Genomic DNA, 15,119 nt, shown 5'->3' with positions numbered 1-15,119 from the left:
GGCGCGTGGCCCGGTGTCAGAGCGTGTCGAGTTGCTCGTCGATCTCCGGAATGCGTGTGATCTGCGGGTGGTCGATGCGTTCGCCGCGGACGACGACCATCCACGGCGATTCGAGATTCCGAAACGACTCAAGCGGATTGTCTTCCAACACAACGAGATCGGCCGCTTTTCCGGGCTCGATCGAGCCTGTCACGGAATCGATCCCGAGGATGGCGGCGTTGACCGCCGTCGTCGCGTGCAGCACCCCTTTCGTGTCGAGATCCGTGTAACGCACCAGGAAGTCGAGTTCGCGCCAGAAGTTGGAGTGCGTGACGTAACTGACCGCGGAGTCGTTGCCGACGCCCATCGCGATGCCGTGCTCGACGCAGGTCGCGATTCCCGACACCATCTCGTCGAGCACGAGTTTGGCGTTCTCCCTGACGACGTCGGTGGCGCCACTCACCGACTGGTCGAGTTCGACGAGGGGCAGACACGCCTGCACGGTGGGGATCATCGCGCTGTATCCGCGCAGTGAGTTCGGGTTGTCGAGGAACAACTCGATGACCGCGTCCGACATCTGACTACCGTGCTCAATGGTGTCGACTCCCGCGCGAAGCGCCGAGAGAACCCCTTCCTCACTCTGCGCGTGCGCCGCGACGATCACCCCGACCGCGTGCGCCTCCTCGCACACCGCGCGCATCGCCTGCTCCGACATCTCCGGCCTGCCCGCGTAGCCGACTTCTTTCGCGTCGGTCACGCCCGCGGTCGCGGAGATCTTGATGGTCTGTGCTCCGCGTCGAAGGTTCTCGAGGGTGTTGTGCCGCGCCTGCGCGGGTGTGTCGCTGGTGAGCGAGATCTGCGGCGCACCGTGACCGTCGGTGATCGCCAGCAGTGGACCCGAGGGCAGGATCGTCGGGCCGAGATAGTCGCCACGCTCGATGGCGTTGCGAACGGCCATCACCTCGTAACGCACGTCGCCGACGCTGCGGATCGTGGTGACACCGCTGTGGAGTTGATTGATCGCATTGGCCTTCGTGCGCCTGGTGGTCAGCCACCGGCCCGCGGGTGAATGCAGAACCTTCGCGACGAAATGTTTGGTGCGGGGCCCGGTGAGCAACGGCGCGAGCGGTTTGCCGTCGGAGAACAGGTGCGCGTGCGCGTTGATCAGCCCGGGGATCACGAACTTTCCTTTTCCGTCGACCACCGCGCGACTGCCGAGTTCGATGCTGCCGGACGGACCGGCGTGTTCGATCGTTCCGGAGGCGTCGACGAGCACCGTCCAGTTCTCGTGAACGGTTCCGTCTGCGTCGCCTGTCAGGACGGTGATATCGGTCAGTGCGAACGGGGTGATCATCGGTGTGACTCGGATCCTCTCGGGAGTTCGGTTGCGCCGCAGGCTGTGACGCAGCAGGCAGGCATCACCTGCGCGCAGCGTCGAAGACGCCACTGCACACAGCGCCGAAGGCGCCACTGCACGCAGCCTAGCCCTTGCCACTATCGTCGTGCCGTACAACTGATCGGCCGTCCGACCCGGAGAGGAGCGCCCACGCATGTGGTCAGCAATAGGAGACACGCTGCCGTTGGCCGTGGGTTTGGCGCTCAGTCCCGTGGCGCTCGCGACCGCGGTCATGCTTCTGCTCGGCAGTCGTGGACGGCTCAAGACAGCACTGTTCGGTGTCGGCTGGTTCGTCGTGCTGCTGGTGATCACCGCGATCGCGGCGGCGATCGTCGACGTCGCCGACGATGATGCGCCCGAGGCGACCACGGACGGGGTCGACATCCTCTTGCTGGTCATCGCGGTGCTGTTCGCCGTCCTCGCGATGGTCGCCTGGAGGAAGCGCCCGAAGGAGGGCGACGAGGAGAAGCCGAGCATCCTCGACCGACTCGACGGACTCAGCGTGTGGGGCGCCCTGGCGATGGGCGTCGCACAGGGAGTGATCGTCATCAAGAACATACCCCTGGCAGTCGCTGCGGGAGCGCGGCTCGGGGAGGCAGACCTCGACACCGCACAACTCGTCGTCGGGCTTCTCGTGTTCGCACTCGTCGCCGCATCCGGGGTCATCGTTCCCCTCGTCCTCGCAGTCCTCGGCGGCGAGCGCGCGGCACCGACTCTCGCTCGATTCCGAGACTGGTTGAGCCACAACATGACCACGATCTCGATCGTTGTCCTCGTCGTGCTGAGCGCTTACTTCTTCGGGCAGGGCATCGGAATCCTCGACTGATGCACACCACGGTCGCGGACGGTCCGACACAGAGCAAGGAAGGTGCGCGTCGATGACGCTGAACCCAGAAGTCGCCACCGTCGTCATCCTGCTCGTGGCGATCGTCGTGTTCATCTGGAACAGGGTGTCACCCGCGATCGTCGCGCTCGGCGTGACGATCGCATTGTTCGCCACCGGCGTCGTCGACTTCGGCGAAGCGATTTCAGGTTTCGGCGACCCGCTCGTCATCTATCTCGCCGGACTGTTCGTTGTCAGTGAGGCGCTCGACGCCTCCGGGGTGACCGCGTGGGCAGGCGCTGTGATGACCCGCTGGGTGGGTCAGAAACCCGCGGCGATCATGAGTGCCGTCATGGTGCTCTCCGCTCTGCTCGCAGCGTTCATCACCCCGAACGGCGCAGTTGCCGCACTGATCCCGGTGGCGGTGCTTCTCGCCGCGCGCATCGGACAGGCACCCTCACGCATGCTGATCCCGCTCGCCTTCGCGGCGCACGCCGGGTCGATGCTGACGCTGCTCGGTACCCCTATCAACGTGCTGGTCTCGGAGTTGGCCGAGGGGAACGGAGCGCGGGCATTCGGATTCTTCGAGTTCGCGATCGTCGGTGTACCCCTGTTGGCGGGCGTCGTGCTGATCTGTGTGACTCTGGGTCCACGCCTGCTCCCCGAGCGGTGGCCTGCCAATGCCACCCACGATCTGAGTCGCTACGCACAGACGATCGCAGCCGAGTACCAGCTGTCCGGGTCGGACCACGACGTCGACAAGGACAGCGGCATGATCGAGGTGGTCATCCCTCCCCGGTCACCGTTCCTCGGCGACGAGGTGTATCCGGGCATGTTCACCGAGGACGGCGACCTGATCATCACCGCCGTGCACCGCAACGGCAAGCTGCTCGACCACGCACACCTCGAGGTCGGTGACGTCCTCCTGCTACACGGAACGTGGGATGACCTGCAGACCAAGGTGACCGGGGGTGGAATCCTCAGCGTCAACGAGCCGGATCTGATTCGAAGGCAGACGGGGCACCTCGGAGCCCGCGCGTGGATCTCGTCGGCCGTGCTGGTGATCATGTGCGTGTCCCTGGCACTCGACGTGGCACCCCCGGCCATCGTCGTCCTGTGTGCGGCGGCGGCACTCGTGGCGATGAACGTGATCACGGTGCCGCAGGCAGAGCGCTCGATCTCGCTGCAGACCCTGATCGTGGTCGGCGGGATGGTGCCGATGTCGATCGCGATCCAGACGAGTGGTTTGGCGCAGCGGATCTCGACGTGGATGGTCGACACGCTCGGCGGAGGCAGCCCGCTGCTGCTGCTGGCCGCGATCGTGATCACTGTCCTGGTGTTGGGGCAGTTCATCAGCAACCTCGCGACCGTGCTGGTGGTGGCGCCGATCGCGGTGACCGTGTCCCACACGGCCGATATCTCGGTGCTGCCGATGATGATGGCCATCACGGTGTCGGGGGCCGCCTCGTTCCTCACTCCCGTTGCGACCGCGGGCAATCTGATGGTTCAGGGCCCCGGTGGTTATCGCTTCGGCGACTACTGGAGGCTCGGACTTCCGTGCATCGCGCTCTTCGGTGCCGTGGCGGTCTTCATGGTGCCGCTGGTCTGGCCCTTCTGAGAACATCCCCTTCTGAGAACATCCCCCGCTGAGAACATCTCAGTGTCTGCGGACCCAGTCATCCGGGCCTGCTGCCTAAGCCGGGTCAGCGGAGCGTGGACGAGCCGTCGCGCGGGGGCTTCAGTGCGGCGCAGATCTGCTCGGCGTAGATCGCGTGAAACGCCGCCGAGGGATGGAATCCGTCGGCGGCGAACAGGTCGTCGCCCGGAGGGGCGAAGCGGGTGAACCTGCGGACTCGCGGGAATCGGGCGACCACGCCGTCGGCGACCTCATCGAACGCGGCGGCACGTGCACCCAGCACCCGCGCGAGCGCACCGGGCAATGCCGGGCACATCTGCAACATCGGCACGGGCAGCAGGACGATCTCAGCGCGGCTCGATTCTGCGCAGACTGCGGCGAGCAGAGCTGTCAGATCGTCGCGCCATCGGCGTGCAGTGTGCATGTTCTTCACGTCGTTGGCACCCACCGAGATGATCACCACATCGGCATGCGCCAGCGCTGCGTCGTCGATCAGCGTGAGCGCCTGGCCCGCGGTGAAACCGGTCCGCGCCGCCACCAGCCACTGCACCGGCACGTGTCGGCCAGCCGCGAGCCGCGTGGCGACACCGCCCGCGAGGGTGTCGAGATGATGCCCTACACCGACGCCACCTGCGAGGCTGTCGCCGAGGACGACTAGGCGAAGACAGCTCGGATCGGAGGGGTCTCCGACAGTGCCGACATCGCCGTCGGCCTGCGGCAACCGCGCGACACCCCGCTGTGCGCGGAGTCCCTGCCAGGCGATCACGGGTGTCCGCCAGGTGGCAACGCCTGCCAGGGTCACGATCTCGCGCATGTCGACCATTGTCACCACATCGCTAGGCGGCGGCCGGTTTCACCACCACGGCATCGTCGAGCGGATGCTCGATCTCGTCGCGCCAGAGTCGGGCCGCGACGTAGAACGCGATGGCCACGGGCACGGGCAGGATGCCACCGATCACGAACACCGCGGTCAGTCCGATCACGTTGCTCAACGGAGCAGCGATCGCCATCGACACGGGCATCAGGACGACGGCGACGAAGAAGTCGAGGCTCGCGACCCGACCTAGTAGTTCTGGGGGTACCCGGCGCTGCAGGAGAGTGCCCCAGAGCACCGATGGGGCGTCGAACCCGAACCCCAGAAGCGCACCGGCGACGATGAACAGCCACGTGTGTTCGGCGACGCCCATCACGACCAACGCCAGACTCGACAGCCCCCAGATGACGAACATGACGGTGAGGTAGCGCCGCGGCATCCGTATCGACGCGAAGTACGCCGATCCGATCGCCGCCCCCGCCCCGTACGCGGCGAGCACGAGAGCGTGGTCGCCGGCACCGCCGTGCACGCGCTCACGCAATGCGAATGGCACGAGTACCTCGATCGGACCCATGGTCGCCAGTACCAACAGCGTCGCGAAGAACAAGGTCGCCCACAGCCATGGCGTGCGCAGGACGTAGCCGAACCCCTCCGCGAGATCGGTGACGACCGCTCGAATGGGGTTGCCCCGCAGTGCCTCTCGATGTTGCGGAAGCGGCTTCATCGCGAGATAGCACACCCCCGCACCGATACTCGCAAGAGCAGCCACCACAACCGCGGGCCCGGGGGCAGCGGCAGACACGATCAGGCCCGCCACCATCGGCCCGATCGCCTGGAAGACGACGGGACGGGCGAATCCCTCGATTCCGTTGGCTGCCTGCAACTCCGACGCCGAGACGATGCGCGGCAACAGTGCGGAATACGCCGGGTAGTACATACCGGTGGTGATGCCGCCGAGCAGAGCTGCGAGCACCACCATGGGCAAGGTGAGCAGACCGAGCATCGACAGCACGCCGACGGCCCCGAACACCAGCATCTTGACGACCTCGAGCGACACGATGATCGACCGCTGTGACACCCGGTCGGCGAGAACTCCACCCGCGAGGGTCGAGACCACCATGCCGACCGCCGACACACCTGAGGCCCACGCGACCTGAGTGGGGCCGCCGCCCAGTGCGATGATCTGCCACACCAGTGCGATGGCCCAGACCCCGTCGGAGAACAATGCGAGTATCAGCCCGATGACCAGCCGCCGGAACTGCGCACCGGCCAGCGGACGCAGAGCGCGCGGCAGCTTCGACTCGACGATCGTGGAACTCACCCCACGATGATGCCGCCTTCTGCGGCGTGTCAGCCAGCGGTTTTCGTCTGCGCCGGGTCCGCGACGGTGTGAAACTCCATCGCCTCGGTCACCTCATAGCGACGAGAGTCGATGGCGTCGAGCACCAGGTTGTGCCGCACCTGCCAGGGCGCCTGATTCGACGACTTGGGCAGCGCGACGGCTCCGCGGCGGACATAGCCCGAGTCCAGTGCGAACAACATGTGTTCCGGCAGGGTTGCCGAGCCGATCGTCGGCGCTGCCGACGTGTATCCGTGTGCCCGCATGTAGGCGATGAGATCGCCGACGGCCTTGCTGGTCAGATCGACGCGCAACGTCCACGACGCGTTGGTGTACCCGATCGACCACGCCAGGTTCGGGACGTCGCTGAGCATGTAACCGCGATACGCGAACTTCTCATGTGGTTTGAACTCGACGCCGTCGATCGACAGCTGCGCCCCGCCGAACGCGAGCAGTTCGAGTCCGGTTGCGGTGACGATGATGTCGGCGGGTAGTTCGGTGCCCGACACCAGCTTGATCCCGTCGGGTGTGAACCGGTCGATCTGGTCGGTCACCACCTGGGCGTGCCCGGTGCCGAGCGCCTTGTAGAAGTCGGCGTCGGGGATGATGCACAACCGCTCGTCCCATGGCTCGTACCGAGGGCGGAAGTGCGTGTCGACGTCGTAGCCCTTCGGTAGGTTTCGTATCGCGATCTGCCGCAGCAGCTTTCGCGACGCTCGCGGAAATCGGCGTGCGAAGAGATAGATCGACAGCGTGACGAGCGCATTGCGATAGCGGATCACGTCGTGCGCCCACTGCTTGGGCAACAGTCGCTGGATCCACGGTGTCGTCGGTTCCTGCCAGCCCACCGGGAACAGGTACGTCGGCGAACGCTGCAGCATCGTCACCTGACCCGCGCGATCGACCATGCTCGGGATCAGGGTGACAGCCGTTGCACCGCTACCGATCACGACGACGTTCTTGCCCGTGTAGTCGAGATCCTCCGGCCAGAACTGGGGGTGCACGATGGTCCCGGAGAAGTCTTCGGCGCCGGCGAAGTCGGGGGTGTAGGCCTCGTCGTATCGGTAATAGCCGGTGCACAGGTAGAGGAATCGGGTTGTGTAGGTGCGTGTGTCGTCACCCACGCGGGTGGTCACGGTCCAGGTGTCCGACGCGGTGTCGAAGTCGGCAGCGGTGACGGTGACGCCGAAGTCGATCTGGTCGAGCACACCCGTCTCGCGGGCCGTGTCTTCGAGATAGTCACGGATCTCCGCACCCGACGCCATGGTCTTGCTCCCCTGCCACGGGCGGAACGGAAAGCTCAACGTGAAGATGTCCGAGTCGGAGCGCACGCCCGGATAGCGGAACAGGTCCCAGGTACCTCCGATGCGTTCACGCTGCTCGACGATCCGATAGCGCAGACCGGGGTTGCGTTCGGTGACGCGGTAGGCGGCGTCGATCCCCGACAATCCCGCACCGACGATGAGCAGATCGAGAACTCCGTCAGTTGTGCTCGAGTCAGGTGTGCTCGAGTCGGGTGTGCTCGGATCGCTCAACTCGCCGCTCGCTTTCGTGTCGTCTTCTTGGCTGTGGTCTTCTCGGCTGTGGTCTTCTCGGCTGTGGTCTTCTTGGTCGCGGTCTTCTTGGCTGCAGTCTTCTTGGCCGGCTCCTTCTTCGCAGCCGTCTTCTTCGCGGGCGCCTTCCGGGGAGTAGCGCTGCTGTTCTCCGAAGCGCTGTCTTTCGCCGTGGAGCTGTCCTTCACCGAAGCGCGCAGAGCGGCAAGCAGATCCGCGACCTCGGAGTCCTCGTCGACAGTCTCTTTCTCCTCCGCCTCCGGGAATGCCTCGCCGCCTTCGGCTTTGGCCTCGATCAACTTCGACAGCTCGTCCTGATAGGTGTCGGAGAACTCGTCCGGGTCGTAGTCGGTCGCCATCGAGTCGATCAGTGACGACGCCATCTTCAGTTCCTGATCGCGGATCTGCACGTCCTCGCCGAGGAAGTCGAAGTCGGGTTTGCGCACCTCGTCGGGCCAGAGCAGCGTCTGCAGGGTCATCACCCCGGGTTCGATGACCCGTAGCGCGGCCATGCGTGTCCGATTGCGCAATGTGAACGACGCGATCGCGAGCCGATCGGTCTCCTGCAACGCCTTGGCAAGAAGTACGTAGGCCTTCGGAGATTTCGACGACGGCTCCAGGTAGTACGGCTTGTCGAAGTAGATCGGATCGACCTGATCGACAGGAACGAATTCGACGATCGAGATCTCCGGACTCTTCTGCACCGGCAGCGACGCGAGGTCTTCTTTCGTCAAGATCACCGAATCGCCGCTGTCGGTTTCGTAGGCGTTGGCGATATCGGAATAGTCGACTTCGGTGTCGGTTCCCTCCCGCACCCTGCGGTAACGGATACGAGCACCGTCGGACGAATCCACCTGATACGACTTGCGATCGTGGCTCTCCGTCGCCGAATACACCTTGACGGGCACGTTGACCAGGCCAAAGCTGAGATCGCCCTTCCAGATAGAGCGCATGCGCACCATTGTGCCATCGGTCACGTCGTCGCGGTGCTCGCGTGGGCACAATGGAACCCATGACACCCGCTCAGACCTTGGAGATCGACGGTCATACGATCGCCCTCACCAACCTGGGCAAAGTACTGTACCCGGCAACCGGAACCCGCAAGGTCGACGTCGTCGATTACTACACGCGGATCGCTGGCGTCATGCTGCCCCATCTGCGCGGCAGACTGATCACGCGTAAGCGCTGGCCCAACGGCGTCGAATCGACTCCCTTTTTCGAAAAGGATCTGCCCAACGGGGTTCCCGAGTGGATTCCGCGTGTCGGCGTGGCCCACAGCGGCCGCACCATCACCTATGCGATGGCCGATTCTGCAGCGGTTCTCGTGTGGCTGGCACAGATGGCAGCGCTCGAGCTCCATACACCTCAGTGGCTCGTTCCCCCTCCCGACGCTGGTGAATCGCCCACGTCCACAGCGAAGGACAGCCCACATGTACTCGGCCCCAAAGGACTTGGCGAGATCCGAGCAAACCGCCTCGTCCTCGACCTCGACCCGGGCCCGGATGTGTCACTCGATGCGTGCGCCGAAGTGGCACTGATGATGCACGACATCCTCGACGGCGCCGGTCTGACGTCGTACCCCGTCACCAGCGGCGGCAAGGGGATTCACGTCTATGCCCGCTTCGAAAGACCCGTCTCACCGGATTCCGCGCGCTCGGTCGCACGCGAGATCGCGACGTCATTGGCTGCAGCACACCCCTCGACGATCACCGCCACGATGGCGAAATCCGAACGCAGCGGCCGTGTCTTCGTGGACTGGAGCCAGAACAGCGCGTCGAAGACGACGCTGGCGCCCTACTCGATGCGCGGTCGCAACGAACCCTGGGTCGCCGCACCTCGGACGTGGGAAGAGCTCGGCACTCCCGGTCTGACGCAACTGCACTTCGCCGAGGTTCTCGAGCGCGCCGCCGACGGCGATCTGCTCGCCGGCCTCGACGATCCGTACGGCCCCGAGAAACACACCGGAGAGAGACATACCACCGAGGAACACACCACCGGGGACACCGCCGAAAGCGCCGACGGCACCGGAGAATCACGCGAGGAAGCAGCGCCGCGCCCGGTCGTCGACCTCAGCACCTACCGAGCCAAGCGCGATGCGTCGAAAACCCCCGAGCCCTTCGGCGACGACGAGCATCGTCGACGTCGCGCGCGGTCCACCGACGACACGGCCACCAGCGACGAGGCTGCTGGCGCGGCGTCGACCGACCCGATCTTCGTGATCCAGGAGCATCACGCGCGGCGGCTGCACTACGACTTCCGACTCGAACGTGACGGTGTGCTCGTCTCGTGGGCCGTGCCGAAGAACCTGCCGACCGACCCCGATCAGAATCGATTGGCGGTGCACACCGAGGACCATCCCCTCGACTACGCCGACTTCTCCGGCGACATCCCCGGCGGGGAGTACGGCGCAGGACACGTGGAGATCTGGGATCGCGGAACCTACGAGACCGAGAAGTGGCGCGAGAAGGAGATCATCGTCCGCCTCCACGGCGACCGCATCCAGGGACGCTACGCGCTCATCAAGACCGGCGACACAAACTGGCTCGCACATCTGATGAGCGACGAGCCCCGACCGATCCTTCCCGATAGCCTCACGCATCCGCGCCCGATGCTCGCAACAGACGAATCCGTCGAGGGCCTCGACGGCCGGGACTGGGCATTCGAGGGCAAGTGGGACGGGTATCGAATCCTGCTGCGGTCGGTCGACGGCGACTACCGCCTCACCTCTCGCTCGGGTATCGACATGACCGCCGACTTTCCGGAATTACGCTCTGCCGCCGACGAGCTCGGCCTGATCGACGTGGTACTCGACGGCGAGGTCGTCGCCATCGACTCCGGTGGGCACACGAATTTCACGCTGCTGGCCTCACGCAACAACACCGACGAGAAGTACGCGCTCAAGCTGTACCTCTTCGACATCCTCTACCTCAACGGCACATCGTTGCTGCGTAAGCCGTGGTCGGAGCGCCGACAACTGCTGGAGGCCCTCGCCCCCGCGTTCGCAGAGTCCGCGAACGTGGAGATCCCACCGCTGTTGCCCGGCCCCGGGTCGGCTGCCGTGACCTACAGCCGCGATCACGGACTCGAGGGGGTCGTCGCCAAGCGCAGGACGTCGACGTACCAGCAGGGTCGACGAAGCAGCCTGTGGCGCAAGCAGAAGAACTGGAGCGACATCGAAGTGGTGGTCGGCGGCTATCGCCTCGGACGCGGTAACCGCGAAGGAACCATCGGCTCTCTGCTCGTGGGATTGCCGGAGGACACCGGATTGCGTTATGTCGGCAGGGTGGGCACCGGATTCACGGAGGCGTCGTTGACGACCCTCGCAGCAGAACTCAAGCCGCTCGTGATCTCCCGCAGTCCGTTCCTGGAGAAACTCGACCGCCCCGTTGCCTCGACAGCCATCTGGGTGCTGCCGAAGATCGTCGGCGAGGTGCGTTTCATGGACTGGACCAGCACCGGCCATCTCCGCCACCCGAGCTGGCGCGGAATCCGCCGCGACAAACTGCCCGGCGACCTGTGATGACAACACACCACATGTGAGAGGACACCACCGATGACCGACACCGAGGCCGCACCCGTCACCACGCACGGCGAGGACATCGTCGTGACGGCCGCCGACGGCGATGCCGAGGCCTACCTCGTAGGACCCGACGACGACGCCGATCACCCCGGCGTGCTCTTCGTGATCGACGCCATCGGGCTACGCAGACAGACACGACGAATGGCCGACCGCATCGCCTCGTGGGGGTATGTCGTCCTGGTACCCAATGTGTTCTATCGCTGGGGCACCGCAGCCGAGACGTCACCGGACGACGACCTGCTCGACGACGACACGCGCGCCGCATTCTTCGCCGAGGCGATGCCGCGGGTCCATGCACTGACCGACGACCTCGCCGAACCCGACCTGTCCGCGTACATCGACGCGCTGAGGTCGATGCCCGGTGTCTCGAGTGGCCCGATCGGCGTCACCGGGTACTGCATGGGCGGCAGACTGGCACTGCTGGCCGCCGCGATCCGCCCCGACGACGTCGCCGCGCTCGGCATGTTCCACACGGGCGGACTGATCACGCAGTCCTCCGACAGCCCCCACCTGCGTCTGGGGAGCGTCGACGCCCAGGTACTCGCCGTGCACGCCGACCGTGATCGTTCCCTACCCAGCGAAGCGGTCGCACAGTTCGAGCACGCACTCATCACCGCGGGGGTCACACACTCGGCCACCGTGTACCCCGGCGCCGAGCACGGCTACACGATGGCCGACACCGCGGTCTACAACCACGACGCCTCCGAATACCACTTCACGCAGCTCCGCAAGCTGTTCGCACACACGCTGCACTGACACGGCGTCGGTCATAGGGACACCGTGAGTGAGTCCCTCGCCACGCCCGACGACCTCACTTCGCCAACACCGACCGTCTTGGCTATGTTCAGTGGTGTCCAACCCCCTGGGAGAGCCTGTGTTCGTTGTCGCGCACATCAGCGACCTGCATTTCAACGGCACCCGATTCAATCGCGCCCGCATCGAATCGACGTTGAGCTACATCAACGCGCGCGCAGCAGGCATCAACGCGCTGCTGATCACCGGCGACGTTGCCGACGAGGGCAGTCCGAGCGAGTACCGCGAGGCCTCTCTCGTCATCGACAGCCCACTCCCCATCCTCATCACAGAGGGCAATCACGACGAGCGCACCGCATTCAACGCCGGCATCCTCGGGACCGAGTCGTCAGCGCCGATCAACTCCTCACGACTGATCGATGGCGTCTTGTTCATCGTCGCCGACAGCTCCATTCCCGGCCGCAATGATGGTCGCCTCGACGACGACACGCTGGCGTGGATGTCGGCGGAGATCGGCGCGCACGGACCCGATACCCCCGTGTTCGTCGCATTCCACCACCCGCCCGTGACCCTGGAGATGCCCTTCATGGACAGCATCCGGCAGACCGGCGAAAGACGGCTCGCCGCGCTGGTCGTCGAGCATCCGAATATCGTCGCGTTCCTGTGCGGACATGCCCACACACCCGCGGTGACACGATTCGCCGACCGACCACTGTGCGTCGCGCCGGGCGTCTCATCGACGCTGAACCTGCCGTTCGAGGGCCGCGACATCATCAATCGTGGTCAGCCGCCGGGCATCGCCTTCCATGTTCTCGACGACGCCGGTCGGCTGATTACGCATTTTCGCTCGGTGATGTTCTGAGGGCTCGTCAGGAGTTGTCGGCAGCGAACTCGCGCTCGAGCATGCCGCTCACGTGGTGCCCCACTCCGGCGAGGTGGATACCGGTCTGGGTCACCTCGTAGACCTGTGCTGAACGGATATCGAAGTACAGTCCGATGATTCGCAAACGCGCCTCCGCAGCGGCCCTGCCTGCCAACCGATCTCGACTGAGCATCTCCACCTGCTTCGCCACATTGACCACCGCCAACTGGTCGACGTCGTTGAAACCCATTCGCGCCGCTGACCTTCCGGCAGGGTGGCCGAGTTCCAGAGCAGCTCGGCTCGGTTCGGCCTGCGACAGCCACGAGCGAATCGGCGATCCGGACGTCGACTTCGACCGCCCGCGGTCTTCGTCGAGCAACGCGCGCATCGCACCGCACGACGAGTGACCGCAGACGACGACAGCCGTCACGCCGACCTCGTTGATCGCGAAATCCAGTGCCGCCTCGATCGATTCGGCTGCCCCGTCGGGCCCGCCGACGAGGTTGCCGACGTTACGTACGGTGAACAGATCGCCCGGACCGCTCGACGTGATGATGTTGGGCATGATGCGCGAGTCAGCGCACGTCAGGAAGAACGCGTCCGGCTGCTGATAGTCGACGACGTCCTCCAGGTGTCCGCGCAGCACGTCGGCATGATCGCGGTGGTAGTCGGTCACGCCCGCCATGATCGATCGCAGTGGCGCCGGTACGTCGGCAACTGCCTCATCGTCGACGGGAATACGCTGGCTGCGCCACGGGGTCAGGCCGACGATGCCTCCGGTATGCCGCCGTGGCGGCGCGAGTGGCGCGTGCTCGAGTCTGGCCCGTCCACGTTCGACCACCGTCACCTCGTTGCCCGCGGCCTCGCGCGCACGAACCCAGTCGGAGATCATCTCCGATGCCGCGTGGTCGACGAAATCGACGTCGAGTTCCAGTGTCGCCCCGACATCGTCGGGCACCTTACCGAGCGTGCTGTTGAGGCGCGGGATGGACAGAAAGCTCAGCGAACCCCGGATCGCGATCAACCATTCGCCCGGTGCGCCGGTCGTCGACGGCTGTGCGCTGATCTCGACACGGATCACCCGCCAGAGGACCAGCGCCACCGCCAGGGCGAGACCGATGGCGACGCCCTCGAGCAGATTCAGGAAGACCACGCTGACAACGGTGACGCCATACACCCAGAGGTCGCCGGTGCGCAGTGCGGTCTTCATGTGCGCCAGCTTGACAAGCTGCATGCCGATCACCACGAGCAGACCTGCGAGCGCGGCGAGTGGGATCTGTTCGACGAGCGCTGTCAGGAACACGGCGAAGACGAAGATCCAGACACCGTGGAGCACTGCCGACCACTGGGAGCGTGCGCCTGCAGCGACATTCGCGGTGCTGCGGACGATCACCCCGGTGACCGGGAGCCCACCCAGTGCTCCCGATACCATGTTCGCGCTCCCCTGACCGATGAGCTCGCGGTTGAACCTGCTGCGCGGCCCGTCGTGCATCTTGTCGACGGCGACCGCGGAGAGCAGCGACTCGACGCTCGCGATCAGCGCGACGGTGAGCACCCCGAGAACGAATCCGCTCCAATCCCCCTGGGGCAGTTGCGGAAGCGAGATGGAGTCGAAGAAGTTCCCGTCGAGACGGACCCGCTCGACGTCGAGGCCGGCCGCCGCAGCCACCACGGTCGCGAGCGCGATCGCCGCGAGCGGTCCCGGGATCTTGCGCACGCCCGCCGGAAGATACTTCCACCCCAGCATCACCACGATCACGATGACGCCGATCGCTGCGTCGGACCAACTGATGTCGCCGAGTCGTTGCGGCAGTTCAGTGATGTTGGCCAGTGCCGAGCTCTGCGACGTGCCGCCGAGGAGGACGTGGATCTGTTGCAGCGCAATGGTGATGCCGATACCCGCCAGCATGGCGTGGACCACGACCGGCGCAATGCCCAACGCGGCGGTCGCGATACGGCTCGCCCCGAACAGGATCTGGAGCAGTCCGGCTCCCACGGTGATCGCACACGTCACCTTCCAGCCGAAGTTCGCGACGAGTTCGGCCACGACGACGGTGAGTCCCGCCGCGGGGCCCGACACCTGGAGCGGGCTGCCCCCGATCGCACCGGCAACGACGCCACCGATCACTGCCGCGATCAGACCTGCCATGACCGGGGCACCGGAGGCAACGGCGATCCCGAGCGAAAGCGGCAGTGCCACAAGAAAAACGACCAGGGATGCGGGCACGTCGTACTTGACGACGTCACGCCATCTGTCGCGGGTAGGTCGGGCCGTGTCCATCCGTCGAGAATCTGCCGGGGTAGCTGCCATGTCCTGAAAGTACAGATTGGGGGTTACGTCAGAGTTGCACCCAGAGCGAAATGCCTTGTGAAACCACTGCCGT

The 15,119-nt window shown here is 65.3% G+C and carries 11 protein-coding genes; 5 read left to right on the top strand and 6 right to left on the bottom strand.

Features of this window, described 5'->3' with window-relative positions; genetic code table 11:
- Nucleotides 1-16: 16 nt before the first annotated feature.
- Nucleotides 17-1,333 (bottom strand): metal-dependent hydrolase family protein, encoded by a 1,317-nt coding sequence (locus tag GOACH_RS18260; RefSeq protein ID WP_005177985.1) that lies wholly within the window; start codon nt 1,331-1,333, stop codon nt 17-19.
- Nucleotides 1,334-1,529: 196 nt separating this feature from the next.
- On the opposite strand from GOACH_RS18260, the gene GOACH_RS18255 reads away from it, so the two are divergent.
- Both GOACH_RS18255 and GOACH_RS18250 read left to right on the top strand, forming a co-directional pair.
- Nucleotides 1,530-2,201, top strand: a complete 672-nt coding sequence (locus GOACH_RS18255) for a GAP family protein (RefSeq protein WP_005177982.1) — start codon at nt 1,530-1,532, stop codon at nt 2,199-2,201.
- A 52-nt stretch (nt 2,202-2,253) separates the two neighbouring features.
- Entirely contained in the window at nt 2,254-3,816 is a 1,563-nt protein-coding gene (locus tag GOACH_RS18250) for an SLC13 family permease (RefSeq protein WP_005177979.1), read from the top strand.
- An 85-nt stretch (nt 3,817-3,901) separates the two neighbouring features.
- Here the strand turns inward: GOACH_RS18250 and GOACH_RS18245 are convergent, their stop codons facing one another.
- The 4 genes from GOACH_RS18245 to ku are packed head-to-tail and all read right to left on the bottom strand — an operon-like array spanning nt 3,902 to nt 8,493.
- Nucleotides 3,902-4,648 carry an SGNH/GDSL hydrolase family protein gene (locus GOACH_RS18245; RefSeq protein ID WP_245551946.1) on the bottom strand — a complete coding sequence of 249 codons (747 nt, stop codon included), beginning with the start codon at nt 4,646-4,648 and terminating at the stop codon, nt 3,902-3,904.
- Between the two features lie 22 nt (nt 4,649-4,670).
- Nucleotides 4,671-5,969 carry an MFS transporter gene (locus tag GOACH_RS18240; RefSeq protein WP_005177976.1) on the bottom strand — a complete coding sequence of 433 codons (1,299 nt, stop codon included), beginning with the start codon at nt 5,967-5,969 and terminating at the stop codon, nt 4,671-4,673.
- 29 nt (nt 5,970-5,998) lie between these two features.
- Nucleotides 5,999-7,522 carry a flavin-containing monooxygenase gene (locus GOACH_RS18235; protein WP_005177975.1) on the bottom strand — a complete coding sequence of 508 codons (1,524 nt, stop codon included), beginning with the start codon at nt 7,520-7,522 and terminating at the stop codon, nt 5,999-6,001.
- Nucleotides 7,519-8,493 carry a non-homologous end joining protein Ku gene (ku, locus tag GOACH_RS18230; RefSeq protein ID WP_444542620.1) on the bottom strand — a complete coding sequence of 325 codons (975 nt, stop codon included), beginning with the start codon at nt 8,491-8,493 and terminating at the stop codon, nt 7,519-7,521. The genes GOACH_RS18235 and ku overlap by 4 nt, the downstream gene beginning before the upstream one ends.
- Nucleotides 8,494-8,552: 59 nt before the next feature.
- Here ku and GOACH_RS18225 point away from each other — a divergent pair, with 59 nt between their 5' ends.
- The 3 genes from GOACH_RS18225 (at nt 8,553) to GOACH_RS18215 (ending at nt 12,735) form a co-directional block, all read left to right on the top strand.
- Nucleotides 8,553-11,060, top strand: coding sequence for an ATP-dependent DNA ligase (locus GOACH_RS18225; protein WP_005177973.1), 2,508 nt, complete (start codon nt 8,553-8,555; stop codon nt 11,058-11,060).
- A gap of 33 nt (nt 11,061-11,093) precedes the next feature.
- Nucleotides 11,094-11,876, top strand: coding sequence for a dienelactone hydrolase family protein (locus GOACH_RS18220; protein ID WP_005177972.1), 783 nt, complete (start codon nt 11,094-11,096; stop codon nt 11,874-11,876).
- A gap of 118 nt (nt 11,877-11,994) precedes the next feature.
- Nucleotides 11,995-12,735, top strand: a complete 741-nt coding sequence (locus tag GOACH_RS18215; RefSeq protein ID WP_005177971.1) for a metallophosphoesterase — start codon at nt 11,995-11,997, stop codon at nt 12,733-12,735.
- Between the two features lie 7 nt (nt 12,736-12,742).
- On the opposite strand, the gene GOACH_RS18210 is transcribed toward GOACH_RS18215, so the two are convergent.
- Nucleotides 12,743-15,016 (bottom strand): SulP family inorganic anion transporter, encoded by a 2,274-nt coding sequence (locus GOACH_RS18210; protein WP_005177970.1) that lies wholly within the window; start codon nt 15,014-15,016, stop codon nt 12,743-12,745.
- Between the last annotated feature and the right edge of the window lie 103 nt (nt 15,017-15,119).

Source organism: Gordonia aichiensis NBRC 108223 (genome assembly GCF_000332975.1).
GTDB classification, from domain to species: Bacteria; Actinomycetota; Actinomycetes; order Mycobacteriales; family Mycobacteriaceae; genus Gordonia; species Gordonia aichiensis.
The sequence above is the reverse complement of the archived record's forward strand: the minus strand, read 5'-3'. Positions and strand labels throughout refer to the sequence as shown.

Bases quoted from the DNA above. Each gene is read 5' to 3' on its own strand.
- GOACH_RS18260 (WP_005177985.1), bottom strand. From the start codon at position 1,333: ATGATCACCCCGTTCGCACTGACCGATATCACCGTCCTGACAGGCGAC.
- GOACH_RS18255 (WP_005177982.1), top strand. From the start codon at position 1,530: ATGTGGTCAGCAATAGGAGACACGCTGCCGTTGGCCGTGGGTTTGGCG.
- GOACH_RS18250 (WP_005177979.1), top strand. From the start codon at position 2,254: ATGACGCTGAACCCAGAAGTCGCCACCGTCGTCATCCTGCTCGTGGCG.
- GOACH_RS18245 (WP_245551946.1), bottom strand. From the start codon at position 4,648: ATGCGCGAGATCGTGACCCTGGCAGGCGTTGCCACCTGGCGGACACCC.
- ku (WP_444542620.1), bottom strand. From the start codon at position 8,493: ATGCGCTCTATCTGGAAGGGCGATCTCAGCTTTGGCCTGGTCAACGTG.
- GOACH_RS18225 (WP_005177973.1), top strand. From the start codon at position 8,553: ATGACACCCGCTCAGACCTTGGAGATCGACGGTCATACGATCGCCCTC.
- GOACH_RS18220 (WP_005177972.1), top strand. From the start codon at position 11,094: ATGACCGACACCGAGGCCGCACCCGTCACCACGCACGGCGAGGACATC.
- GOACH_RS18210 (WP_005177970.1), bottom strand. From the start codon at position 15,016: ATGGACACGGCCCGACCTACCCGCGACAGATGGCGTGACGTCGTCAAG.